Origin of the sequence: Rosettibacter firmus (assembly GCF_036860695.1) — a bacterium.
In the GTDB taxonomy this organism is placed as follows: Bacteria; Bacteroidota; Ignavibacteria; order Ignavibacteriales; family Melioribacteraceae; genus Rosettibacter; species Rosettibacter firmus.
Genome location: NZ_JAYKGJ010000001.1, coordinates 309,038 through 332,873, shown reverse-complemented (window position 1 = coordinate 332,873; position 23,836 = coordinate 309,038). Strand labels below are relative to the sequence as shown.

The 23,836-nt window shown below is 30.1% G+C and carries 23 protein-coding genes and 1 riboswitch; of the genes, 4 read left to right on the top strand and 19 right to left on the bottom strand.

Annotation, left to right across the window (positions count from 1 at the left end; all coding sequences use genetic code 11):
• The first annotated feature begins 52 nt into the window (after positions 1 to 52).
• A complete protein-coding gene (locus tag VJY38_RS01375) occupies positions 53 to 727 on the top strand; it encodes a CDP-alcohol phosphatidyltransferase family protein (RefSeq protein ID WP_353678877.1) in 675 nt (224 codons plus the stop codon).
• 61 nt (positions 728 to 788) lie between these two features.
• Here the strand turns inward: VJY38_RS01375 and VJY38_RS01370 are convergent, their stop codons facing one another.
• The 13 genes from VJY38_RS01370 to tatA form a co-directional block, all read right to left on the bottom strand.
• On the bottom strand, positions 789 to 1,073 hold the full coding sequence (locus VJY38_RS01370) for a GYD domain-containing protein (RefSeq protein WP_353678876.1): 285 nt from the start codon (positions 1,071 to 1,073) through the stop codon (positions 789 to 791).
• A 233-nt stretch (positions 1,074 to 1,306) separates the two neighbouring features.
• Positions 1,307 to 1,909 (bottom strand): molybdenum cofactor guanylyltransferase, encoded by a 603-nt coding sequence (gene mobA, locus VJY38_RS01365; protein ID WP_353678875.1) that lies wholly within the window; start codon positions 1,907 to 1,909, stop codon positions 1,307 to 1,309.
• Positions 1,894 to 3,096, bottom strand: a complete 1,203-nt coding sequence (locus VJY38_RS01360; RefSeq protein WP_353678874.1) for a molybdopterin molybdotransferase MoeA — start codon at positions 3,094 to 3,096, stop codon at positions 1,894 to 1,896. Before VJY38_RS01360 ends, mobA begins: the two co-directional genes overlap by 16 nt.
• A 71-nt stretch (positions 3,097 to 3,167) precedes the next feature.
• Positions 3,168 to 3,653 (bottom strand): MOSC domain-containing protein, encoded by a 486-nt coding sequence (locus tag VJY38_RS01355; protein ID WP_353679927.1) that lies wholly within the window; start codon positions 3,651 to 3,653, stop codon positions 3,168 to 3,170.
• Positions 3,631 to 4,116 (bottom strand): cyclic pyranopterin monophosphate synthase MoaC, encoded by a 486-nt coding sequence (gene moaC / locus VJY38_RS01350; RefSeq protein ID WP_353678873.1) that lies wholly within the window; start codon positions 4,114 to 4,116, stop codon positions 3,631 to 3,633. Before moaC ends, VJY38_RS01355 begins: the two co-directional genes overlap by 23 nt.
• Positions 4,113 to 5,108 (bottom strand): GTP 3',8-cyclase MoaA, encoded by a 996-nt coding sequence (moaA, locus tag VJY38_RS01345; protein ID WP_353678872.1) that lies wholly within the window; start codon positions 5,106 to 5,108, stop codon positions 4,113 to 4,115. The genes moaC and moaA overlap by 4 nt, the downstream gene beginning before the upstream one ends.
• Positions 5,109 to 5,373: 265 nt before the next feature.
• Positions 5,374 to 5,898 carry a chromate transporter gene (locus VJY38_RS01340; RefSeq protein WP_353678871.1) on the bottom strand — a complete coding sequence of 175 codons (525 nt, stop codon included), beginning with the start codon at positions 5,896 to 5,898 and terminating at the stop codon, positions 5,374 to 5,376.
• Positions 5,895 to 6,212, bottom strand: coding sequence for a carboxymuconolactone decarboxylase family protein (locus VJY38_RS01335; protein ID WP_353678870.1), 318 nt, complete (start codon positions 6,210 to 6,212; stop codon positions 5,895 to 5,897). Before VJY38_RS01335 ends, VJY38_RS01340 begins: the two co-directional genes overlap by 4 nt.
• A 192-nt stretch (positions 6,213 to 6,404) precedes the next feature.
• Positions 6,405 to 6,684: riboswitch (molybdenum cofactor riboswitch) on the bottom strand.
• Between the two features lie 15 nt (positions 6,685 to 6,699).
• Positions 6,700 to 9,201, bottom strand: a complete 2,502-nt coding sequence (locus VJY38_RS01330; RefSeq protein ID WP_353678869.1) for a molybdopterin-containing oxidoreductase family protein — start codon at positions 9,199 to 9,201, stop codon at positions 6,700 to 6,702.
• A 12-nt stretch (positions 9,202 to 9,213) separates the two neighbouring features.
• The gene (gene nrfD / locus VJY38_RS01325) at positions 9,214 to 10,500 is read right to left on the bottom strand and encodes an NrfD/PsrC family molybdoenzyme membrane anchor subunit (protein WP_353678868.1); all 1,287 of its coding nucleotides are present in this window, start codon (positions 10,498 to 10,500) and stop codon (positions 9,214 to 9,216) included.
• An 11-nt stretch (positions 10,501 to 10,511) separates the two neighbouring features.
• Entirely contained in the window at positions 10,512 to 11,354 is an 843-nt protein-coding gene (locus VJY38_RS01320) for a 4Fe-4S dicluster domain-containing protein (RefSeq protein ID WP_353678867.1), read from the bottom strand.
• Positions 11,355 to 11,413: 59 nt separating this feature from the next.
• Positions 11,414 to 12,511 carry a porin family protein gene (locus VJY38_RS01315; RefSeq protein WP_353678866.1) on the bottom strand — a complete coding sequence of 366 codons (1,098 nt, stop codon included), beginning with the start codon at positions 12,509 to 12,511 and terminating at the stop codon, positions 11,414 to 11,416.
• Between the two features lie 17 nt (positions 12,512 to 12,528).
• Complete coding sequence (gene tatA, locus VJY38_RS01310; protein WP_353678865.1) at positions 12,529 to 12,690, bottom strand: twin-arginine translocase TatA/TatE family subunit; 162 nt, start codon at positions 12,688 to 12,690, stop codon at positions 12,529 to 12,531.
• A 225-nt stretch (positions 12,691 to 12,915) separates the two neighbouring features.
• Between tatA and VJY38_RS01305 the strand changes: the two genes are divergently transcribed.
• Positions 12,916 to 13,260: a hypothetical protein gene (locus VJY38_RS01305; protein WP_353678864.1), complete on the top strand. Its 345-nt coding sequence runs from the start codon at positions 12,916 to 12,918 to the stop codon at positions 13,258 to 13,260.
• A 66-nt stretch (positions 13,261 to 13,326) separates the two neighbouring features.
• Here VJY38_RS01305 and VJY38_RS01300 read toward each other — a convergent pair whose 3' ends face one another.
• From VJY38_RS01300 to VJY38_RS01275, 6 genes are all read right to left on the bottom strand, one after another.
• The gene (locus VJY38_RS01300; RefSeq protein ID WP_353678863.1) at positions 13,327 to 14,682 is read right to left on the bottom strand and encodes a sigma-54-dependent transcriptional regulator; all 1,356 of its coding nucleotides are present in this window, start codon (positions 14,680 to 14,682) and stop codon (positions 13,327 to 13,329) included.
• Positions 14,683 to 14,796: 114 nt separating this feature from the next.
• Positions 14,797 to 16,326 (bottom strand): ATP-binding protein, encoded by a 1,530-nt coding sequence (locus tag VJY38_RS01295; RefSeq protein ID WP_353678862.1) that lies wholly within the window; start codon positions 16,324 to 16,326, stop codon positions 14,797 to 14,799.
• Positions 16,307 to 17,185 (bottom strand): substrate-binding domain-containing protein, encoded by an 879-nt coding sequence (locus tag VJY38_RS01290; RefSeq protein ID WP_353678861.1) that lies wholly within the window; start codon positions 17,183 to 17,185, stop codon positions 16,307 to 16,309. Before VJY38_RS01290 ends, VJY38_RS01295 begins: the two co-directional genes overlap by 20 nt.
• Positions 17,186 to 17,520: 335 nt before the next feature.
• Complete coding sequence (gene arsB / locus VJY38_RS01285; RefSeq protein WP_353678860.1) at positions 17,521 to 18,615, bottom strand: ACR3 family arsenite efflux transporter; 1,095 nt, start codon at positions 18,613 to 18,615, stop codon at positions 17,521 to 17,523.
• A gap of 94 nt (positions 18,616 to 18,709) precedes the next feature.
• Positions 18,710 to 19,147 carry an arsenate reductase ArsC gene (locus VJY38_RS01280; protein WP_353678859.1) on the bottom strand — a complete coding sequence of 146 codons (438 nt, stop codon included), beginning with the start codon at positions 19,145 to 19,147 and terminating at the stop codon, positions 18,710 to 18,712.
• Positions 19,148 to 19,254: 107 nt separating this feature from the next.
• Positions 19,255 to 19,659 (bottom strand): ArsR/SmtB family transcription factor, encoded by a 405-nt coding sequence (locus tag VJY38_RS01275; protein ID WP_353678858.1) that lies wholly within the window; start codon positions 19,657 to 19,659, stop codon positions 19,255 to 19,257.
• A gap of 838 nt (positions 19,660 to 20,497) precedes the next feature.
• Between VJY38_RS01275 and VJY38_RS01270 the strand changes: the two genes are divergently transcribed.
• Positions 20,498 to 22,942 carry a histidine kinase gene (locus VJY38_RS01270; RefSeq protein WP_353678857.1) on the top strand — a complete coding sequence of 815 codons (2,445 nt, stop codon included), beginning with the start codon at positions 20,498 to 20,500 and terminating at the stop codon, positions 22,940 to 22,942.
• 115 nt (positions 22,943 to 23,057) lie between these two features.
• The gene (locus VJY38_RS01265; RefSeq protein WP_353678856.1) at positions 23,058 to 23,705 is read left to right on the top strand and encodes a response regulator; all 648 of its coding nucleotides are present in this window, start codon (positions 23,058 to 23,060) and stop codon (positions 23,703 to 23,705) included.
• The last annotated feature ends 131 nt before the right edge of the window (positions 23,706 to 23,836 follow it).

Sequence of the window (23,836 nt, the reverse complement as noted above, 5' to 3'; positions counted from 1 at the left end):
CAAGAATTAAGTAATTTAAAATAATTCATATATCATTATTTCGGTATACTTAATGAATAAACACACAAGAGTTAACGACATTTTACTCGGTCCACTTGAACGACCAGCATTAAAATGGTTAGCCCAAAAAATGCCAGACTTTATAACCCCAGATATTCTGACCGTTATTGGTTTAATTGGTTCTTTCATAACAGGTCTGAGTTATTATTTATCTTCTTACGACGAACTATTTTTATGGATTGCAAGTTTAGGTTTAGTTATCAATTGGTTTGGTGATAGTCTTGATGGTACATTAGCAAGATACAGAAAAATCGAACGACCTAAATATGGTTATTTTATTGACCATACACTCGATTCTTTAAGTATTATAGCTATTGCAATAGGAGCAGGTTTATCTCCATATGCAAGATTTGATTTTGTTATGTTTGCTCTTGTTGGTTATTTATTAATGTCTATTCTGGTCTATATAAGAACATATGTATATGGGATTTTCAAAATATCTTATTATAAGATTGGTCCAACAGAAGTTAGATTAATCATTATCATATTAAATACTCTGGTTTACTTTTGGGGAGCTAATGAATTTGCTTATGAAGGAGAAAAATATACTATTCTCGATGTTGGAGCATTAATTCTTGCTATTGGATTATTAATTTTATTTATAGTTTCTGTGATATTTGAAGGAAGAAAATTAAAAAATACAGAAATAAATAATGTTGATAAATAAACGGAAAGGTCATCTAAAATTTATTGAAAAACTTTAGATGACCTTTTAAATGTTCATTATTTCATGACTCACTTGCAAGCTTATCAAATGTTTCTATGGAAATTGCTGGATGCGTAGAAAATGAGATTCCGGTTAACTTGAAAAGTGCTAAAGAAGCTTGCAATGCCTTTTCGTTATCCGGAAGGTCAAGAATAAATATTAAATCTTTCTCACCAAGTAAAGCATGCATCGATTTAATTTTGCCTCCCAGTTTTTCAATTAACTCTGTAGCTTTTTTTGTTCTGTCTGCACTTACCTGTTTGATAGATTCTGAAGTATACTTACCAAATAATACATATTCAGCCATAACCCCCTCCTTTAATTAGTTATGAAATCATAAGTCATATTAATTGAAATTCAATGAGCAACTAAAATTATCTTTAATACGGGATAAGTATTTGAAATAGGATAGATTTTTATAAATATGAATATCAGGATTTCACTATAAAATCATAATTTTCTTAATTAATAGCAATATTAAAATTAATATTTTGTTTGGCTTGATAAATTATTTTATAATAGCTCTTTGATGAATAATTACTATTCTGTTTTAAGAAACTTTTTCAATATTGTATCATAGTCCACAGGATTGTTAACATTGAAAAATATTTCATCGCTATAAAAAGTTAATCCTTGTGGATAAATTATTTCTGCATTAACATTTTTTAGAAATTGATGAAATGATTTATCATTTGTCTTTTCGCTACTTATAATATTTTCAATATCTGCTATTAATGATTTTGAATAAACTCCAGCAAGTGGTTGATGATAACCAGCAGCCTCACAAAATTTAATTGGTTTATCACTTTCATAGTTAATAATATACTCGATCATTTCTTTTGTCATCAAAGGCATATCACAAGATAGGACAAAAACTTTTTCGGTTTTTGAATTAATCAATGCTGAATGAATCCCTGCAAGTGGTCCTTTCCATTTATAAATATCTTCGAATAAAGGAAGTTGGAGAAAACTATATTCATCTGGAGAATTAGTTATAATAATAACTTCCGGGAAAATTGATTTCATCAGATCAACAGCTATCTCTATTATTTTTTTATCACCTAATTTCAATAATGCTTTGTTCAAACCCATACGTGAACTTTTTCCACCGGCAAGAATTACTCCTGTTATATCAGAATACATTTTACTTTTTCTCCTTTTTTCGGATTCAATCTTGATTCCTCAATTTCAATCAAACAATTTGCACGGCTCATTTCAACAAGATTGCCAGATGATTGTGAGAATTCTGAAGTTACTTTCAGTTCGTCATTTTCTATGTATAAAACTCCACGGGAAAAATGTCGTTTCTCATCTTTTTTCTTTAAATCGTTTTGAAGAATAGCGGTAAATTTATTTAAACTATTTTGCCTGTATAAATAATCAATTGCTGGTTTAATGAATACATAAAAATTAACAAGCGACGAAACTGGATTTCCAGGCAATCCAAAAACTAAAATTATTCTATTATCACTTTCATAAACTCCAAAATAAATTGGCTTACCTGGTTTGATGTTTACTTTCCAGAATTTCTCCTGTACACCCAGTTCTGCGAAAATTTCTTTTAGAAAATCATACTTGCCAACAGAAACACCTCCGGTTGTAATCAATATATCAATATTCATTTCTAGTGCTGCTCCTACTTTGTTGCGAATCAATGCTTTATCATCTTTTGTAAAACCAAGATTGATAACTGTATGATTCATTTCTTTCATTGCTGTATAAAGAGAATAGATATTAGAAACCCGAAATTTATCTTCTGCTGGTTTTTCGTTAATCGGGATTAATTCATTTCCAGTTGAAAGTAATGCACTTTTTAATTTTGAATAGACTTTAACTTTCTCTTTCCCACAACTTGCAAGCACTGCAATTGACTTTGAATCAATTTTTGTGAATTGTTTTAGAGCAATTTCGTTTATTCTTAAATCATTACCCTGAGTGCGAATATTAATTCCTTTTTTGATAGTTATGTTTTGTTTCAATTGAAGATTATTACCATTCACGTTAACATCTTCAATAGGAATAACAGTATCTGCATTTTCTGGAAGTTTACTACCTGTTGCAATTAACACCGCATCATTCTCTGTGAGATTGAATGACGAATAATTTCCAGCTGAAATTTCTCCAATTATATTCCATTGATTTCTATTTGAAAATTTAATTGCATAGCCATCCACTGCCGAGTTATCAAAAGGGGGAAGGTCAACATCTGCAATTACATCTTCTGCAAGTATGCGGTTATATGATTCAAATATATCAACTTCTTCTAAATTAAGTTTTATTTTACTGATTTCAGATTTTATTATTTCAATAGCTTCATTATAATTAATCATAATTCTCCTTCGTGTTCTTTTTTGAAAGTACTTTGTGAACTTCTTTGTAATACATTTACCACGAAAAGTCACTAATTTAAAATTTTGATTTGATCACCAATAAATATTTCTCCACCACGAATTACTCTTGCAAAAATTCCTTCACGTGGCATTACACAGTCGCCAACCTTTGTAAAGATTGCACATTTGCTGTGACATTCTTTTCCAATTTGAGTTATCTCCAGTATTGCATCATTACCAATTTGAATTCTTGTCCCGACTTCAAGATTTGGTAGAGTTATAAATTCTGTTGTAATGTTTTCTGCAAATGCACCTGGACGAAGATTTGGTAATCCTTTCTCTCTCATTTTATCAATACTTTCTAATGCAAGAAAACTTACCTGTCTGTGCCAGTTTCCTGCGTGAACATCTCCTTCAATTCCAAAATTTTCTATTAGCTTTGCTGATTGAACATTTGTTTTAGGAATTCCTTTTTTCTTGCTAATTGAAATTGCAACAACTTTACCAGTGGAAATTGAATGCTGAGAAAATTGATTAACGTGTATTTCTTTTAGTATAGTTTCCACTTTTTCCTCCAGTTTTACTCAATAATTTTATTTCGTTTATAACCATTGATTTATCGATCGCTTTGCACATATCGTAAATAGTTAATGCTGCAACTGAAACAGCTGTTAATGCTTCCATTTCAATGCCTGTTTGTGCAGTTGTTTTTGCATACGATTTTATTTCAATTGTTTTCTTATTCGAATTCAGTTTTAATTCCAGATCAATTTTAGAGATGAAAATGTTGTGACAGAGCGGGATTAACTCACTTGTTTTTTTTGCTGCCTGAATTCCAGCAAACTTAGCAATAGCAAGCACATCACCTTTTTTTATTTCATTATTTTTTATTGCATCAAAAATTTCTTTTGAAACTTTTACTTCGGCATAAGCTTCGGCAGTTCGTATTGTAATTTCTTTTTCGGAAACATCAACCATCTCTGCTTTGCCAGTGCTGTTTATGTGTGATAATTTTTTCATCCTCCAATACTCATCATATTATTTTGATTTAATTTTGATAACTCATTAACATCTGGATGATTAAACCATTTTGTTTTTAATGAACTTTGTATGAACTCTGCAATTTCATCATCTGTTATTGATTGATTTGAGAGAAGAGATTTCAAGCTTTGTTTTTCAGGTTTTGAAAAGAGACAGGTTTTTATCTCTCCCTTCGCTGTTATTCTTAAACGATTACAACTATCACAAAAATGATCTGATATAGAGCTGATGAATCCAATTTTTAATTGTGCATTTTCAATTAAATAGTCTTTTGATATTTTACCATCGTTTTCAATTTCAATAAGATTATATTTTTTTATTATTTCTGATTTCATTTCATTCCAGCTTAAAAATTTAGAATCGTTCCATCCATTTCCAGTAAATGGCATATATTCTATAAATCTCAAACTGATCGGGAAAGATTTGAAATATTCGATAAAAGAAAGCAACTCATCATCATTAACATTTTTAATAACAACCATATTTATTTTGAGTGACTTGAAGCCAGTTTCGATTGCTTTATTGATTGCAGAAATTGTTTCGTCAAATAAGTCTTTTCCAGTAATAGAGATGAATTTTGATTTGTTTAAAGTGTCAAGACTTATGTTTAATAATTCAATTCCATATAAACGAAGTAATTCAAGTTTATCGAGCAAATGTGTTCCATTAGTTGTGATGCCCATTTCAAAATCATATTTATTTTTTAATGGATAAATCATTTCGAAGAATTTCATAATATCTTTTCTGATTAGCGGTTCTCCACCTGTAAATCGAATTTTTTTTACTTCTAAATCTTTTACAAGAATATGGATTAATCGAAATAACTCTTCATAAGAAAGTATAGATTTGTTTGATTCATACTTTACTAGTGTATTTAAGGGATTGCAATAAATACAGTTTAGATTACACTTATCAATTAATGAAATACGCACGTAATCGTGAATGCGATTGTAATTATCTGTTAATTTCATTTGTTCTCGATTCATTTAATTTGTAATTCTTTATAAATCTTAGTGTTACCACAGTCAAAGAATTCCTTCGAAATATGTAATGCTTTGTATTTAATTTTGCTTTTATCCCAAAGGAACACAAAGTACATTACAAAGATTCCCGGAGTTTTTATTTCTTCTGTGTCTTTTAGCATAATTCTTCGTTATACTTTGTTGTTAATTTTATTTTTCTTACAGAGATATACGAAGTCCATTTCAAAGATTGTCAAAACTAATAATGGAGATTTCACAATATTATTATTCCTATTAATGCTGCAATGAGCACTATAAAAGCTGGATGTAGTTTAAAGAATATTATTAATATTGCTCCAATAGTAAGTAGTAAAAATTCCTGCCAGTGATTACCATTCTTAACTGCATATTGATACATAATGGCAGCAATCATTCCGATCACGGCGAATTTAATTCCATTAAATGCTTTAGTTACAAGAATATTTTTTTCATAAATTGAATAAATGTAGGTACTAAACAAAATTAATATTGCTGGAGTAAAAATATTTCCAAGATTTGCTACAATAGCACCAAGAATACCAGCTGTTTTATAACCAGTATAAGTTGCAAACTTAATGGAAATTGCACCAGGAAATATTTCGACCATACCGAGTACTTTTAAAAATTCATCGTGACTAAGCCATTGATAATTTTTTACAACTTCTCTTTCAATCAATGGAATTAGTGAATAAGCACCACCGAATGAAAGTGAACCTACTTTAATAAATGCCCAGAAAAGATTTAATAAACTTTCAATCATTTTTTATCCTCAATTATATCATCAATCCAGCTTAAGGCAGCCATCATAGAAGGAAGTCCAATAGTAGGGAGTGAAAGTAAAACAACATGTCGCATCTCTTCTACAGTACATCCAGCTTTTAATGCTTTGCGAACATGTGAATGAACTGCTCCTTCTAATTTTGCTCCAGTTGAAATTGCAAGTTTAATAAGTGCTCTTGTTTTTTCATCGAGAGGACCAGCATTATGGACAGCATCGCCAAGCTGTTCATAAGCTTTGGCAACTTCAGGATAATCTTCAGTGAATTTTTGAAATCGTTTTGGTATTTGTGACATTATTAACTCCTTTAATTTTATTCGAAAATAATTATTCACTTTGTATTCCTTCGTAATTCTTTATTGTTAGTATTTTCTTTTCACAACAAAGAGCTCGAAGGAAATCATAAATTAACATTAAGAATCTGAACAATAACAAAAAACCCCGCTTTGCATTTGCGGGGTTAATAAAATTATCGAGATTGAAATCAATCTGTAAAAATTAACTCTCCTTTGCAAAGCGTCCCATCGAAATACTTCGACGAACTGGCAGGCTAATCCGTTTCCAGATTAACCCTATCTGTCTGAAGCCAGACAGTGCGGTTGATGAATCATGAAGATTTTTGAACTTAAATCCTATGTGTTAATTTGTGAAAAACTTTGTGTGCCGTTGTTAATATCTTTTTATCACAAAGAGTACAAAGGGCATCACAAAGTATCTCATTGAAAATCAAATCTTTTTAGACTCATCAACTCGGAGAAAATATTTTAAAGAACATTAGCAAAATTATGCTTTATAAACTTTAACGCAAATCTCTTTATGCACTGCCATTCCAGAAAGTGGATCTGATTTTGTAATGTTTAATATTCCAGTGTTTGTACCTCTATCTTTTGCAGATTTACCGAGAGCAGTATGTCCAAATCCATGTTGAGCGCCAATTACTTCAGGATGAATTCTTTTTGTTAATTTAACTTTGCCTTTTACTTTGCCATAAGGTGATTCCAACCATATTTCATCACCATCTTCAATTCCATACTTTGCTGCAGTTGTAGGATTCATTATAATTGGATTGTGTCCTTTTATTTCCAGAAGCCATGCATTGTTTTGTGTTCTTGTGTGAGTATGACTTGCTTCTTTCCAATTGATTAAATATAATGGATACTCATCATTTGGTTGCCAATCTCTCGGTTTGTATTCAGGTAAAGGATTAATGGGATTTCCATCTGCATCTTTCTTTTCTACAAGCCATTCAGAATAAAATTCAACTTTTCCAGATTTAGTGAAGAAGCCTCTTACTTTTTTACCATTTATTATTGTTCCGATTCTCTTTCCACCTTTATCTTTTGGTTTATCGTAAATTGCATTCCCATCATAAAAAGCTCCTTTCAATTTATCAGCAGGTAATTCTTTTGCATATTTTTCATACTCAGTTCCTTTTTTATCAACCCAAACTGCACCTGGCAATTCCTTTAATTGTTGCAAAGTAATTTTGGGTTTACCTTCAAGAAGTTCTTTTGATAAATAATCTTCATACCATTTTGTCAGATCTTCTATTTTTTCACCGGATAGTGGACTAATCTCAAAAAATTTCTTTCCATCTTTTGTTCTTAAATCTAATTTTCTTCCAAGTGCAATTACAGTTTCATATTCAGTGAGTTGACCAAATAATGGTTTTACAACAGGTTGACGTAATCCAACCGCAGGCCAGGTAACCCAGTGTGTATTTAAATCATAACGTTCGAGATATACAGTTCCTGGCAATACATAATCTGCAAGCATTGCGGTTTCACTCATCATAGTATCAATAACAACAGTCATTTCTAATTTTTTGAAAGCTTCTACAACAGTTTTTGTACCACCTGGAACACTCATCACTGGATTTTGAAAAACACAAACCAACATTTTTGCATCATATGGTCCTTTGCCATCAATGATATTATTAAATGTCTGAGTATAAACACCAGATTTATGTCCCAGTGGATATTTATTCAATTCATCAAATCTTGGTTGTTTTAATGTTTTTTCAGCAAATTCACTTGGTTCAATTTCAATATGTTTATTTCCGCCAGTATTTGGTAGAATGAGAGTACCTGGTTTATCATAGCCTCCAATTAAAGCAGCAAGTGCAGCAATAGCTCTACCGCCTTGCACTCCATTGGTATGCTGACCGGGACCGCTCCATGCATCTACTACTGCAGGTTTAATTGTTGCCAGATCGTGTGCAACTTCTTCAATTTTATGTGCAGGTATACTAGTAATCTTTTCAGCCCACTCAGGAGTTTTATCTTTTACATATTCAGCATATTTATCAAAGCCAACTGTCCAGTTATCGACAAAATCTTTATCATACAAACCATCGCGAATAATGCAATGAGCAAGAGCAAGTGCAAGTGCACCATCAGTGCCTGGACGAATAGCCAGCCAGTCGTGTCCCTTTGCAGCTGTATCCGAAAGATAAGGATCAACAACAACTAAACGAGCACCTCTTTCGATAGCTCTTGTTAAAATTCTTGGAAGATAAACCCACTTTATTGCGCTAGTAGGATTCCAGCCAAAAAGCAAAATATATTTTGATTGAATGAAATCTGCTAATGGTCGTTCGTCGCCAACGACTGTTTTAAAGGAAGCTTTGCGAGCTACATCACAAAGGTTTGAATGCATTGAATAATTTGGTGTTCCAAAGAGCTTACAGAAGTCTGCTTGAATATGAGTAAAAGAATGATCTTCACTCATCCATAAAAGTTTGTGAGCTTCGTTGTTATCGCGCAGTTGTTTGAGTTTTGCAGAAATTTCATTTAATGCTTGTCCCCAGCTGATTTCTTCCCATTGTGGATCAACATCAAGACCGCGTTCTGGATTCTTTCTCTTCAAAGGTTTTTTAATTCTATCCGGATCGTATAATGCCATTATGCCTGCATTTCCTTTTGGACAGATACATCCACCTTCTTTTGTTCCATATTCTTCTGTGTAACCATCGAAGAAATCAGTTGAAATATTTGAATAGTTATTAGGATTCCAGTGGTTAGGTTCAATTTTTTCGACAACACCATTAACTACGTGAACAAGAATTCCCGATTGTCCACCACACATATTACAGCACGAAGGAATCCATTCACCGGCTTGGCGTCCCCATTGTTTTAATCCTTCTTCATTTATACTAAGTTCTCTTTCTTTTGAACCCCATGTTGCACAGCCACTTAATCCGAGAGCGGATGCAGCTGCTGCTGAAAGTGAAGTTGTTTTAATAAATTTTCTTCTTCCAACTTTTTCGTCAAATATATATGCCATTTTTTTTCTCCATTAAACTTTTGATTCAGATAATAATTCTGTTTTGCTTTCATCCTCCTTCGGGAGAAAATATTCTCCTAATCCAAATAACAACATACCAAATCCAACAATACCAAATGTTAAGAGCCATTCTGATAAACTTGGGAAGTAGTGAGGATCAACTCTATGAGAATAAATTGCGCTTGTCAAACCATGAATTTCTTCAACTGCAAGACCGGGAATAACAATGTTGAGACGCAGTCCAAAAATTCCTGCTGCAATTAATAAACCTGCTAAAGCAACCCACTGAGGTGATTTTCTTTTTAATGTTAATAAAAATAGTGGGATAAGAGTTCCTACAAAACCCTGCCAGCCCCAGAAAACCCATGCGTAAGGTCCTTTAATTACAAGATCCCAACCAGCGATATGTCCAGGAATACCACCACGATAAACAATCAGGAATTCAGAAATTTGGAATAAAATATCAAGCAATAATAATCCTAATACCATTTTACCAAGATCTATAACAATTTCACGATTTTTTGTCCATCCTTCTTGAAATATAGAAGAAATAAGAGTAAGCAAAGCTCCTCCACTAACTAATGCTGAAAGCAAAAACAATATTGGGAATAATCCACTATGCCAGTGAGGGCGAGCTGCAACGACTCCAAATAATGCTCCAACTCCACCATGAAATAGTATTGCAATTGGAACGCCGGCAGTTGCTAATACTTTTACAATCTTTTTATCTCGTAACCTGGATTCTTCACTTTTATCTTTTGAGCCAAACGAGAGTATTTTATAAAGTTTTCCTTTCAGTGTTTCATTATTTGCACCTATAACAAAATCGTATCTTAACAAATAATAAATTTCAAAAACTAGTAATAACATATAAATTAAGTAAAGATAAATCATCCATGCCATTGGTGATTTAAAATTTGGATAAATCATTACATGCCATGCTCTTCCCATATGACCAAGGTCAGCCCATATAGAGAGTAAAGCCATCAGTAAAGTTATAAGTGCTGTAAAAACAGCAAGTTTACCGATACGTTCAAATTTTTTGTAGTTAAATACATAAACCAAAGATGAAACAAGAAATGAACCTGCTGAAAGACCAATAAAATAAATATATGCTGCAACCCAAAGTCCCCAGGTAACTATACTTCCATAATTAGCTTTGATATGACCATCAATTAATCTTACTGCCCATCCATAAAAGCCAACAAGAAAAAGCAAACTTCCTATTATCCAAAAAATTTTTTTAAGATTTTGTGAAACTTTATTTTTATCACTTAATAATTCTTTTATGAAATTCATCTGACCTTCTCCTATATTAAGTAATAAACATTTGGACTTGTACCAAGTTCTTCTTTCAAGCGAATGTATTGACGTTCGCGAAGCAAAATAGAAACTTCACTATTTGGATCATTGAAATCACCAAAGTGAATGGCTTTTCCTGTACATGTTTTTGCACATGCAGGCCAGCGTCCTTCGGCTTTATTGTATTTGCCTTCTTCATCCTGTAGATGTAAACAAAAAGTACACTTGCGAACATTACCAATTGGAGATTGTTCGTGTTCTCTTTTCCTGAATTGTTTATACTCTGGAGATGGAACATTTGACCAATCAGTACCTTGTTCGATAGCTGGATAATTTTCACCGAAGTCGAACCATCGTGCAGAGTAAGGACAAGCAGTCATACAATAACGACAGCCAATACATCTATCGTAATCTACCACAACAATTCCATCTTGCTCACGTTTATAAGTTGCTGAAACAGGGCATACATCTGTGCAAGGTGGATATTCACAATGAAAACAAGGTTTGGTCATAAAAACGGGTTTGTCGTTTGGTCGATTCTCTAAAATTTCTTCGAATACAACTGTATAAGAAACTCCTGGAGGAGTTTTATTTTCTGCTTTGCAGGCAAGTACACAAGCACGACATCCAACACATCGACGAGTATCGATTACCATTCCATAATGATATTTTCTTTTTACAGGTGTTTCATTTTTACTTTTTGCAATCAGTTTGGATGCAGTCCCTAACATTCCATTACTCACAATTGTAGCTGCAAGTGTACCGGCTCCAATTTTTATTAACTTGGAAAGAAACTCATCTCTGCTGATTGATGATGTTTCTTTTTCAATTTCTTTTATTTTTTCTGCCATTGCTTCTCCTTTTATTTTATCTAAACTCAACACGAACTATTAATCTGTACTACGAGTTTTTATAAAAATGTATAAAAGAATGTTATTCTTGGTGTTATTGATGTATCAAATTTTCGTCTATTTGGTAATGATTCATAAGTTTCAATAATAACATTAGGACTAATTGTAACTTTATCATTTGGTTTGTAATTCAAGCTGAATATGAACCAATTTCTAGAATCTCCTTTTACGTCAGAATCAGTGTTTGGATCGTAATAGTCATATCTTCCAACAACTGCTACTTCTTTTGTAAAATTATATAAACCAAAAACTGTCAAACCTATTCCGGTTTTATCTTTTAATGTCCCTTTACTTATCATTCCATTTTGTCTCTGATTTAAAAAGCTTTCTATTCCAAATGTGTATGCATCTTTTTCTTTATATCCAAGAAACAGGGCATAAGTCAAATCATTATTTGCAACAGTTTCTGGTGGATTAGAAGTACTTGCAGGGTCATTGATATTTGGTCTTGCTTTAAAATCTGCATAAAATGTAGCAGTGAATTGTTTGATTGGTGTGTACTGAATATGAGCATAGAATCTTTTGTATTTATCTGATTCAAAAGAATTACCTGAATTATTACCAATCATCAACCAGTATTTAAATATCCCTTGCTTATCAATTTTACCTTTTAGTGAAATACCAAAATCTCTTGAAGTAGCTATCCCTCTTAAATCTAGAAGAGTTTTCTCAAGAAATCGATTTCCCCAGATTGTCTCTGATACTTCCCAGGTTGGAGTAGGTTGTATTCCAAAAATAAAATCGCTCCCAGCCCAGATATTATTCCATTGTATGTAAGCATCTTTAATAAAGAATACTAATTTGTCATCGCTTCCATAAGTTTTAGGTTCATGAGAAAGGCGAAGCCGTGTAGTAAATTTTTCTGAGATATTGTAATCGTAAGTAAAATAAATTCTTCTGAACTGAAATCCATTAAAATCCTTTTTGCCTCCATTTGCAACATTAGAAAGTGATGAAATGCCAGTATCTCTTGCTACATTATAAAAATAATCACCAAACATATAACCAGAGAATCTACCTTTATTAGTAACTTCTTGTGAAAGCAGAAAATTTGTTGATAGCACAATTGCTATAATGGTAAGAAATGTTTTTTGCATTGGATTCTCCTTAGATTTTATTTTTTTGTTATATCTTCAATTGATTTAATTTCTTTTTTGAATTCATAAATTCCTTTCCCAATTCCTTTTGCAATTTCAGGAATTCTTTTTGCACCGAAAAGGAGCATAATAATTCCAGCAATAATTAGTAATTCTGTAAATCCTAAATTCCCAAACATTTTGTAAATCCTGAAAAATTATTTTAATGTTTTTAATCAATCATAATGCCAAGAGTTAATATTTAATTTTATTAAGTAATTAGGTCATTTGAGGAAATAATTAAAACCGTGTCGACGAAATCCAGACGCAATAGACGAGTTTTCGTTTCTTAATTATTTATTAATACTTCCTTAACATTAACATAACAATGAATATATATGTTTGCATTAAAAAAGGAAAGAATTATGAAGAACATAATACTTTCATTTGCTTTTATATTATCATTTGGATTAACTAATATATTTGCTACAATAGGTGATAACGGTGGTTATTCAATAGTTGAAGTTGTTACTCCAGTTAAGATTGTTTATGATGATGGAATGTATAGAAAAGTATATTCTTCTTTTATAATTTATGATGAAATTGGGAATAAAATTGTGAGTTCTGGTGAAGTTTTTGACTTTGCAGCAAAGGTAAAATTACCTAAAGGTAGTTATAGAATTTTGACACTGAATGACAGAGGAGATTTGTTAGAGAAAAACTTTGTGATTGATAAAGAAAATGTATTCCAAATAATTTTTTGTAAATAGTGATAATTACTTTTTATTATATAACAGGGCATATAAAATAAATAGTGAAAGTTTTTAATTAATTAGTTATTCAATTCTGTATTTCTCAATTTTACTTTTTAATGTTGAAGGTGGTATACCTAAAAGTTCTGCTGCTTTAGCTTTATTGTAATTTGTTTGTAGTAGGGCATTTTTAATTAATTTTATTTCAACTTCTTCAAGAATCTGGTTCAATGTTTTATTTGAATCAGATAATAAATTTATATCAGTTGAAAAGTTTGTAATTATTTCTTGAGGAAGTTTTGATGGATCAATTTTACAATCGTAACAAAGAATAGATAATCTCTCAGCCATATTTTTCAATTCTCTAACATTTCCAGGCCAATTATAATTCATTAGAATTTCATAAACTTTATCATCAATTTGGAATGTTTTTCCAGCCGAAAATTCTGAGAGAAAATAATTGAATAATGGTATTATATCTTCCTTCCTTTCACGAAGAGGTTTAAGGTTTACAGGTAATACATTTAATCTGTAATACAAATCTTCACGGAATTTACCTTCTTTAATAAGTTGTTTTAAATTTGCTTTTGTGGATGCAATAACTCTTACATCAATTTTTATTGGGATACTGCTACCTACTCTTTCGATTTCTTGTTCTTGCAGAACACGTAATAATTTAATCTGTACTTCAAGTGGTATATCATCAACATCGTCGAGATAGATAGTTCCCTGATCTGCTTTTTCAAATCTTCCAATACGGAGTTTATCTGCTCCTGTAAATGCACCTTTCTCGTGACCGAATAGTTCACTTTCAATTACTTCTTTTGATAATATTCCACAACTTACTTTTATTAGTGGTTTATCTCTTCTCGGAGAATTATAATGAATAAGATTAGCAACTAATTCTTTTCCTGTTCCTGTTTCGCCAGTGATTAGAATTGTTGAATTTGTTTGTGAAATGATTTTTAATGTTTCTTTTAATTCCTTAACAAAATTGCTCTTCCCAATGAATGAATCAAAATTGAATTTATCTTCAAAGTAATCTTGATATTCTTTGTTTTTGTTTTGAAGTGATTTTAGTTCTTTAATTCTATCAATTAATAATAATAATTCTTCTTTATTAAAAGGTTTTGTTATGTAGTCATAAGCTCCCATTTTCATTGCTTCAACAGCGTTTTCAACACTTCCGAATGCAGTCATCATAATCACATAAGTGGTAGGATTCATTGATTTTATCTTGGATAGCAATTCTAATCCATTCATTTCAGGTAATCGTATATCAGAGATTATAATATCGCAGCTTTTCTTTTTAAAGTATTGAAGTGCCTTGATTGGATTTTCAAATGCACCAACAGAATATCCTGCATCAATTAGATCATCTTTCAATGATTCCCTTAATGTTTCTTCATCTTCTATAATACAGATATTTAATTTTTTCATAGTCAATCCCTGTAAAAATTTTTTCTTAGTGTTCTTGTGAAAACTTTTGTTATACTTCGTTGTTATTAATTTTATCACAAAGTGGAACAAAATATATCACAAAGGTACACGAAGTTATTTATAAACAGGTATAGATATTATTACACTTGTTCCTTTTCCTTCTTTACTTTCGATTCGAATTTTTCCGTTATGCGATTCAATGATGTTATAAACAATTGATAAACCAAGTCCAGTACCTTTACCTGGTTGTTTGGTTGTAAAAAAAGGATCAAATATTTTGTCTAATAAATTCTCAGGAATTCCTGAACCAGAATCTTCTATTTTAATAATTAGAAAGTAATTATCACTTGTGGCACTTATATTAATTCTTTTTTCACATTGTGGTTGAGTTTTACTTTTTTCTTCAATAGCATCAATTGCATTAATAAACAAATTTAAAATTACCTGTTCAAGTTGATTTTTATTAGCTCTAATAGCAGGTAAATTGAGTGGTAAATTTTTTGTAATCGATATTTTTGCGTTCTCAAAACGATGGCTCACAAGCAATAAAGAATTTTCAATAATTTCGTTTATGGACAATTTTTCAAAATCTGTGCTTTGCCTTCTTGTGAAGTTTAGGAGATTACTAACTACTTTTTCAATCTTATCAATGGCAGCTTCCATCATGTTAAGATATTTAATACTCTGTTGAATATTTGATGGATCATTCTTAATTCTTCTTATGCAATTTTGTAAACCAGCAACGGGATTATTTATCTCATGTGCGAGTCCTGCTGTTAATGTACCTACAGTAGCAAGTTTTTCTGATTGAATAATTGTTGATTGTGCTTTTTGTAAATCTTGATAAGCTTGATCGAGACGAACGATCATCTGATTAAATTTATCTGCAAGAATATCAATTTCATCTTCGGCTCTGAAAAGCATTTTGATTTTATTAAGGAATTTTTCTCTTATTTTAATCTGAGGAATTTTATTTTTACCAATCTGATTTAAGTCGATGTTATCTGCAACATTCTGAATTTCTTTAATTGGTTTTGTAATAAACTTAGCAAACACAAAAGCACCAATAATACCAATTGCAAGGAAAGTAGCAACCATGAGCCAGAATACATTTACAGTTTGCTGAACATCAGAAATTATGGAACTTTCTTTAAGACCAACTCTAACAGTACCAATTCTTCCATCCATAATTGGTACAGCAATATCAAGGATTAACTCTTCTTTAAAATCTTTCAGCAAAAGTAATTGTGTTTTTGAAGTTTGATTATCTTTTAAGGAATTTGCATCAAGCAATGAATAGGGGAATTCTGATTGAAACGTATGAACTATCAGTTTATTTTTATTGTCAACTACAAACACATAAAAAATATTTTCATCTATTTCTTTAATGTTGTTGATTGTATTTTGTAAAGTGATATAATCTTCGAACAGAATTGAAGGGATAATTTGATTTGAGATGCTTCTGGCAATAAATAAAGCTCTTTTTTCTGTTTCTGATTGTAGAGACCTTTGAACATTATTATAAATTAGTATGGAATTAATTGAACCAAAAATCATAACGATAGTGATTATTGCTATGGAGAATTTCCAGAATAGAGGTAGTCTGAATCTAACTGGTTTTAGATTATTTATAAAGAGAGTCATCTGCTTCAATAAATTTATCAATCATGATTTTATTCAAGATATTTCTACCTTCAGCATCAAGGTGCATATTAAGCATAACTTTTTTTAGTTTTTCTTTTATTTCTTTATTGAGATCTTTTTGTACAACAAATGGTGGTATTCCAAACGGTTTTGATTTATGAACTATCTTAATCTTCTCCACTTTATCTGGCTGGAAATGTTTTAGATATTCATAGACCAATCCATCAACAGTAGCTCCATCAACTATTTTTCTTTTTACTGCTTGAATTGAATAATCGTGTGCGTATGTAAAAATAGTTTTTGAAAAAAACTTTTCTGGAGATGTACCATTATCTTTTAGTAACTGGTTAATATATTCATAGCCTGTATTAGAAAGTGGATCTGTAAAAGCAAAGGATTTTCCTTTCAGGTCACTTAAATTATTGATATTACTTTCTTCATTTGCAATAACATATGCATTATAATAGGGTTTACCTTCGACAACAGGAACAGCAAGTATTTCTATCGGGTATTTACTTTTCAATTGCATATAGGCACCAGTGCAAATAAATGCAAAGTCGAGTTTATGATCTATTAGTAAATCGTTGACTTCTTGATAAGTTTTTCTCTGTTTGAATTCAATATGAATATCAATTTTTTTTGAAATGTAGTCCATCACATCTTTATAAAGATTAAAAGTTTCCATTGGTGAAATCATGTTTGAGACTGCAACATAAATGACAGGAGCGGAATCATTTTTTGTCTGGTATATAGATGAGGTATTTTTTTTAAATATTTCTACTTCTTTTATATTTGATTTGTCATTGCATGCAATAAATAGGATTGTAATTAACAAGAAAGGATTTATAAATGATTTCATGATTCTTAATCTATTGTTAATTCAAATATAAAAAATTAGATAAGAATTTATAATACAGAAGTATAACAAATAGAATTTATCAAGCTTGTAACTCCATATTGAATATATCATCTTACGTTTCATATACTCTATAAAGATTTTTAGTTTGTGATATTGCAATAACACCATATTTAGCAAGTATAATTTTTCCAAGATACTACCGCAAATTGGTTTACCATAAATTAAACATGCTAAATACCTGCTTCAAATTTCACAGAATCAAGCAAGAATAAAAATTAAAATTGATTTTTATACTTTTATAAAATATCTCTTAGATATAAATATTTTCTTTGTTGTCAAATATCTTTTTCGTGTATTAAAACGTCAACAAACTCTGTTACTTTGGTTTGTGTATCAAAATACTTTTTCTTAAGTATCAAAGCTACATTCACAAGCATAATTAATACGGGTACTTCAACCAGAGGACCAATTACCGTAGCAAAAGCAGCAGGGGAGTTAATACCAAACACTGCCACAGCAACTGCTATTGCTAATTCAAAATCGTTACTACCCGCTGTTAAAGCAACAGTTGTAGTTTTTTCGTAAGAAATACCCTGTCGTTTAACAAAAAAGAAAGTAATAAAAAACATGATAGCAAAATAAAAAGTATAGGGAATAGCAACACGAATAACATCAAGTGGAAGTTCAATTATCTTTTCACCTTTTAGTGAAAACATAACAAAGATTGTGAACAGTAAAGCAACTGGAGTTAGAATTGAAATTCTGGGAATGAATTTAGTATTGTACCATTCTTTGTTGTTTATCTTAACTAAAATTAAGCGTGATAAAACTCCACCTGCAAAAGGAATTCCAAGATAAATTAAAACAGTAACAGCAATATGCCAGATCGAAACTTCAATTAATGCACCATTCCTACCAAATATAGGAGGAAGTATAGTAATAAAAATGTATGCATAAACTGAATATAGCAACACCTGAAATATTGCATTAAAAGCTACAAGTCCTGCAGCTAATTCTGAATCACCTTTAGCCAGATCGTTCCATACTAAAACCATAGCAATACATCTTGCCAGACCAACTAATATAACTCCCATTGCCATTTCAGGTTTATCAGGTAAAAGAATAAGTGCAAGAATAAACATTACGAGTGGACCAACAATCCAGTTCTGAATAAGTGATATAGTTAATAGTTTTATATTTTTGAAAACAATGGGTAGTTCTTCATATTTAACTTTTGCAAGCGGGGGATACATCATTAAAATTAATCCTATTGCAATGGGAATGTTTGTTGTACCAATACTTAAAGAATCCCAGAAATCAGCAATGTCAGGGAAAAGAGAACCTACAGCAACACCAATAAACATTACAATAAAAATCCATAGAGTTAAGTATCTGTCGAAGAATGAAAGTTTTCTTGAAATAGGATTCATATTATTTCCTCATTTATTAGAAAAAAATGGAACGATAGTTCAATTGATTGAGCGGATTTAAAATGATTTAATTTACTGGAATCATTTTGATCTGCTAAATCTGAATTCTGTTTTTTATCTCCTGAATATAAAACTCATAAAAATCTCCTTTGATTTCATCTCTCACTTTTCTAAATACAGCAAGAATTTCTTCTTCAGTACCTGTTGCTTCGGCTGGGTCTTCAAATCCGATGTGTAATTGTTTACCAACTTTTCCGATAAAAACAGGGCAGGTTTCCTTTGCATTATCGCAAACAGTAATTACATAATCAAAAGATTCATTTAAGAATTGGTTTACAGATTTAGGATAGTTTTTTGATATGTCAATGCCAGCTTCTTTCATCACCTGTACTGCTTTTGGATGAACCTGGTTTGATGGATTTGTACCAGCAGAATAAACTTCAAGGTTTTTATCAAATGATTTTAGAAATCCTTCTGCCATTTGACTTCGGCAGCTATTGCCTGTACAAAGAATTAATATTTTTTTATTCATGATTATTCTTTCTTATTAATTAAGATTATTTAAAACAGTTTATAAAAATTTTTCAATTAGTAGGTTTGAGTATTTCATTTTCTAATGATTTTTCTAAATCAAAGAAATTAAACCTTCACTTTTTCTTTTATTAACTTTAATAATTCTTTTTCAGGTAAAATACCAATAACACATTTGTTATTTTTTCTTAATAATAATCTCTCATTCAATCTTTTTTCGTCTTCTAAGAATATATCATTATTAAGATAATTCTTTAAGAAAGAAAACAAGTTTCTATTTTCAGGAGTACTCTTATTTAAATTGTAATATACCCAGGTACCTTCTTTTTCTGCAGTTAGTAAATTTACATTTCTTAATATGCTCAATGCTTTTGATATAGAATATTGTGGTAGTTTTAATGCATCCATTAATTCACATACACAAAGATTTTTCCCACTTTTAATGAAAAGATTGATGATTCTTAGCCTTGTCTCATCTGTTAGAGCTTTTAGAACATTAATTATATTTATCATATTTAAAAAACCTATAAAATTATGTAGAACAAAATATATGCTAATAATTGCATACAAATATATGCCATAATTAGCATATTGACAAGGGTCTATTTTTAATAATTGATAGTAAGAAAAGAAGAATAATAAAAGAAGAGCTGACAAAACTCTTAATATAGATTTCAAAGATGCCAGAGAGTTTGAATTCTATAAAAGCGGTAATTTTACAGCAGCTAAATAAAATTGTATTTGTAATGGATTTATAGAAAATTTTTATAAGTTCATTATACTGAGTTTCAGTACAGAGTATTTTTAGTAATATAGATTTAATTTATAAATGAATATGTCGAATATCACTTTTTTATAGTTTACTCAAATGCTATTAATGAATTCAGAATAATTTCATCTGTAAAAGCATCATAATTTAGATGATAATCCAATTCTTTCATAATTTACACAAAAGTATATAATTTAATTAGAATTGTTGATAGTAGAGCAATTAAGTAATTTTTGTAGAAGATTATTTATACATTTTGAGTTAATACTTCAATTCAAAATTGGAAATAAATAAAATTATATTGCTCTCTAATTAATTTTATTCAAAATCTTTTTAGAGTAATTTGTTCTAACTTAATTTACAAATAAAATATCTTAGCTGATAATTTCATATTTGATAACTTTTTTTAATATAAATTCTATCTTCCCTAAGTGAAATTCATAAAAAAATATACTATATTATTTCAGAATTTAAATCCAAGAAGGGTCAAAAGTTCTCTAATAGCATTAAAAACAAATGAATTTAAGAGGGAAATTACATTAGCCTATTATTCAGTAGTCCAACCTCTTTAAAGAATTTGAAATGCAAAGTAAATTTAAATTACATTTTCCGCAGAGTTTTCGGAAGTTGTTTCCTGCTTTTCCTGAGAAATTCCATTTCCACTATTTCTTGTTTACTCTGTTAGTAATTATTGAAAGTCTTCTCTACTTAAAAGGTAGATATGATAGTGTATATTTTCCAGTTTTATGGGAATATGGAGCAAATGGAATAGTCTATAATGCCAATAAGGATTCAGAATCTTATCAATTAGGATTTAGACAAGGCGATAAAATTATTAGTCTTAATAAATATACATATCAAGATCTACTTATATGGACTACATTAGACAATTTTTCTCCGGGAGAAACTATTAATGTAGAAGTTTTAAGAGGTGATAAAATTTTAGTTATGCCAGTTATACTTAAGTCAGTTTTAAATAAGTTTGCCTTCTTTTTTATACCATATTATATGCTTATTGCATTTGTAACTTTTATCGGGATATTTGTTCTTTATAAAAAACCTACTGATAACTCTGCAAAAAGATTTTTCATATTCACACATGTATTTGCTTTTTGCCTAAACGAAACTGTTTTTTTAAATAACTCACTTTATGGAATTATACGTGATGCAATTTTCTTTTTAATATTTCCTTTTTCAGGTGTAGTGGTTATTCATTTTTTACTTATGTTTCCTTCACCAAATAAAATAGCTAAAAAGTTTCCCTATTTAATAAAAATTATTTACTTAGCAACAATTTTACTATCACTTGTTGGTTTCTTTTCTCATTCATTGTTTTTAGAACAAATTAATTCAACTAATACTCAATTTGTTCTCAGAATTCTTTCATTAGATATTTTGTGGATGAGTATCTGTCTTTTGTTTGCTCTTTTTATAGCAATTTATAACTTCTTTACAATTAAAGGAACAGTAGAACATAACCAATATAGATGGATAATGGTCGGAATTATACTTGGTTTATTACCTGAAACTGCTTTTGGTTTTGTTCAGGACTTTTTTCAATCTCTCAATAATGAAACTCCTTATTTAAGACAAACAGTATGGGGATTGGGCACTACCATTTTTCTAACTTCATTTTCCATTGCCATACTGAAATACAAATTATGGGATATTGAAATAATAATTAAGAGAACTTTGCAATATACAGTTCTCACTATACTGGTAGTTGGTAGTTATTTCATTTTCTTTTCATTAGGTGAATTACTTTTTGAAGCTCAATCAAACACTGCAAAAATATTAAGTATTATTTTTTCAGCGATTCTATTTATACCAGTTCGCGAAGTTGTTCAAAAAAAAATTGATATAATATTTCATAGAGAACCTTATGATCCTACAGAAGCTGCATTAAATTTTGAAAGCAATTTGATAAACAATTATAATAGTCCTAATCTTTATGGAATAATTGGACAGCAGATTGATAATATTTTTCATTTCACCAATTTTAAATTTTTTATAAGAGATAATGATGATAACTATAAAACAGTTTTTAAAATCTCACCAGATACTGGCAATTTAGAAAAAACAAATCTTCATGAAAAAAATTCTGAGATGAAAACAGAAATAATAAAGAATCCATTCATTCAGGATATTTCATCAAAAGATACTTTCATAATTTCATCAAAAATCGAGCAATTTCCAGAAGAACTAAAAAATATTGAATTGCTATTTCTTATAAGAAAAGTTGAAATGTCTGAGAAACGAAGGAATGAGATTTTCGGATTTTTTGCATGTGGAGAAAAAAAATCACAGCGACCATTCTCGCGACAGGACATTGAATTATTGAAACTACTTGCGAATCGTTCATCTACAATCATACAGATGTCTGAACTTTATAAAGCTGAAATTGAGCGGCGGGAAGCAATTCAGAAGGAACGAGAAAGAATATCAAAAGATATGCACGATGAAATAGGTTCAAGTCTTACACAAATTGCAGTATTAAGTGAACTTGCAATTAGAAATATAGATCATAAATCAAGCACAGAAGAAATAATAAAAAAAATCTCAAGAGTTTCGAGACAAGTTGTAGATAATATCAGCGAAATTGTATGGGCAATAAATCCTAAAAATGATTCACTTGATAATCTTGCTGCATATTTACGTGAATATGCCAGTGATCTTTTTGAATCGAAAGGAATACATTGTATCATAAATTTTAGTGACTTTAATGCTGATATTCCTTTATCATCTGAGCTTAAAAGAAATATTTTCCTTGCAGTTAAAGAATCGTTTAATAATATCATTAAACACTCCAATGCAGAAAATGTCTATTTCAATTTTTCATACGATAAAAATAAAATTAATATTTTGATTAAAGATGACGGGAAAGGTTTTGATATTAATAACCTGAAACAGAAAGGGAACGGACTAATTAATATTGAAAAGAGAATTAAAGAATGTGGAGGCATTGTAATTATTAATTCTGAAATTAGCGTAGGTACAGAACTCAAATTTGAATTACTACTAAAGTAGTATTTTTGATTTTATGTTATCTCTTTATTTTGTATTTGTTATAATGTTACGCTTGTTATTATTAAATAAATCTAGAACTAGAACAAGATGTATTTTAAAATAATAATGGTTTTTAATGGAAGAAATTAAAGTAGTTATTGTAGAAGATAATGATGAAATCCGTGATGGGTTAGCATATTTAATAAATTCTTCACAAGGCTTTGTATGTCTGGCCAAATATTCGAATGGTGAAGATTTTTTAAAAGATTTTTTACAAGAAAAGAATAATAAAAATTATGTATTACCGGATGTAATTTTAATGGATATAAATCTTCCTGGTATATCTGGAATTGATTGCATAAGAAAAATAAAGGAAACGAAAAACTCAATACAAATAATGATGTTAACGATTTATGAAGATTATGATACAATATATAAATCATTAAAAGCTGGAGCTACTGGTTATATTCTAAAAAAAACTGCTACAACAGAATTGCTAAATGCAATAAAAGATATTTATAATGGTGGCTCTCCAATGAGCAGCCAGATTGCAAGAAAAGTAGTCCTTTCATTTCAAGAACAAAAAACCTCTAAAGAAACTCAGAATCTTACTCCAAGAGAACAGGAAATTTTAAATTATCTTGCTATGGGTTATCGTTATAAAGAAATAGCAGCTTTACTTTTTATTAGTGTTGAAACTGTTCGTACTCATATAAGAAATATCTACGAAAAGTTGCATGTAAATTCCCGCACCGAAGCAATTCTTAAAGCTTACCCCCGATAAAAAATTACTACTATTATGCGATTGAACAGGTAGTACTCCAAATTTAATTTTCGATCGAATTAAATCATTAATATTAATTCTATTTGATTCATAGAAGAATAAATATTAGTAGCTATTAATCATTTTAAGGA

Coding starts and splice junctions, on each gene's coding strand:
- VJY38_RS01340 (WP_353678871.1), bottom strand. CDS start 5,898: ATGATTGAAAGTTTATTAAATCTTTTCTGGGCATTTATTAAAGTAGGT.
- VJY38_RS01295 (WP_353678862.1), bottom strand. CDS start 16,326: ATGACTCTCTTTATAAATAATCTAAAACCAGTTAGATTCAGACTACCT.
- moaC (WP_353678873.1), bottom strand. CDS start 4,116: ATGAAAAAATTATCACACATAAACAGCACTGGCAAAGCAGAGATGGTT.
- VJY38_RS01270 (WP_353678857.1), top strand. CDS start 20,498: ATGCAAAGTAAATTTAAATTACATTTTCCGCAGAGTTTTCGGAAGTTG.
- nrfD (WP_353678868.1), bottom strand. CDS start 10,500: ATGAATTTCATAAAAGAATTATTAAGTGATAAAAATAAAGTTTCACAA.
- arsB (WP_353678860.1), bottom strand. CDS start 18,615: ATGAATCCTATTTCAAGAAAACTTTCATTCTTCGACAGATACTTAACT.
- mobA (WP_353678875.1), bottom strand. CDS start 1,909: ATGTATTCTGATATAACAGGAGTAATTCTTGCCGGTGGAAAAAGTTCA.
- tatA (WP_353678865.1), bottom strand. CDS start 12,690: ATGTTTGGGAATTTAGGATTTACAGAATTACTAATTATTGCTGGAATT.
- VJY38_RS01315 (WP_353678866.1), bottom strand. CDS start 12,511: ATGCAAAAAACATTTCTTACCATTATAGCAATTGTGCTATCAACAAAT.
- moaA (WP_353678872.1), bottom strand. CDS start 5,108: ATGAAATTAACAGATAATTACAATCGCATTCACGATTACGTGCGTATT.
- VJY38_RS01275 (WP_353678858.1), bottom strand. CDS start 19,659: ATGATAAATATAATTAATGTTCTAAAAGCTCTAACAGATGAGACAAGG.
- VJY38_RS01375 (WP_353678877.1), top strand. CDS start 53: ATGAATAAACACACAAGAGTTAACGACATTTTACTCGGTCCACTTGAA.
- VJY38_RS01335 (WP_353678870.1), bottom strand. CDS start 6,212: ATGTCACAAATACCAAAACGATTTCAAAAATTCACTGAAGATTATCCT.
- VJY38_RS01265 (WP_353678856.1), top strand. CDS start 23,058: ATGGAAGAAATTAAAGTAGTTATTGTAGAAGATAATGATGAAATCCGT.
- VJY38_RS01290 (WP_353678861.1), bottom strand. CDS start 17,185: ATGAAATCATTTATAAATCCTTTCTTGTTAATTACAATCCTATTTATT.
- VJY38_RS01370 (WP_353678876.1), bottom strand. CDS start 1,073: ATGGCTGAATATGTATTATTTGGTAAGTATACTTCAGAATCTATCAAA.
- VJY38_RS01305 (WP_353678864.1), top strand. CDS start 12,916: ATGAAGAACATAATACTTTCATTTGCTTTTATATTATCATTTGGATTA.
- VJY38_RS01360 (WP_353678874.1), bottom strand. CDS start 3,096: ATGATTAATTATAATGAAGCTATTGAAATAATAAAATCTGAAATCAGT.
- VJY38_RS01330 (WP_353678869.1), bottom strand. CDS start 9,201: ATGGCATATATATTTGACGAAAAAGTTGGAAGAAGAAAATTTATTAAA.
- VJY38_RS01300 (WP_353678863.1), bottom strand. CDS start 14,682: ATGAAAAAATTAAATATCTGTATTATAGAAGATGAAGAAACATTAAGG.
- VJY38_RS01320 (WP_353678867.1), bottom strand. CDS start 11,354: ATGGCAGAAAAAATAAAAGAAATTGAAAAAGAAACATCATCAATCAGC.
- VJY38_RS01280 (WP_353678859.1), bottom strand. CDS start 19,147: ATGAATAAAAAAATATTAATTCTTTGTACAGGCAATAGCTGCCGAAGT.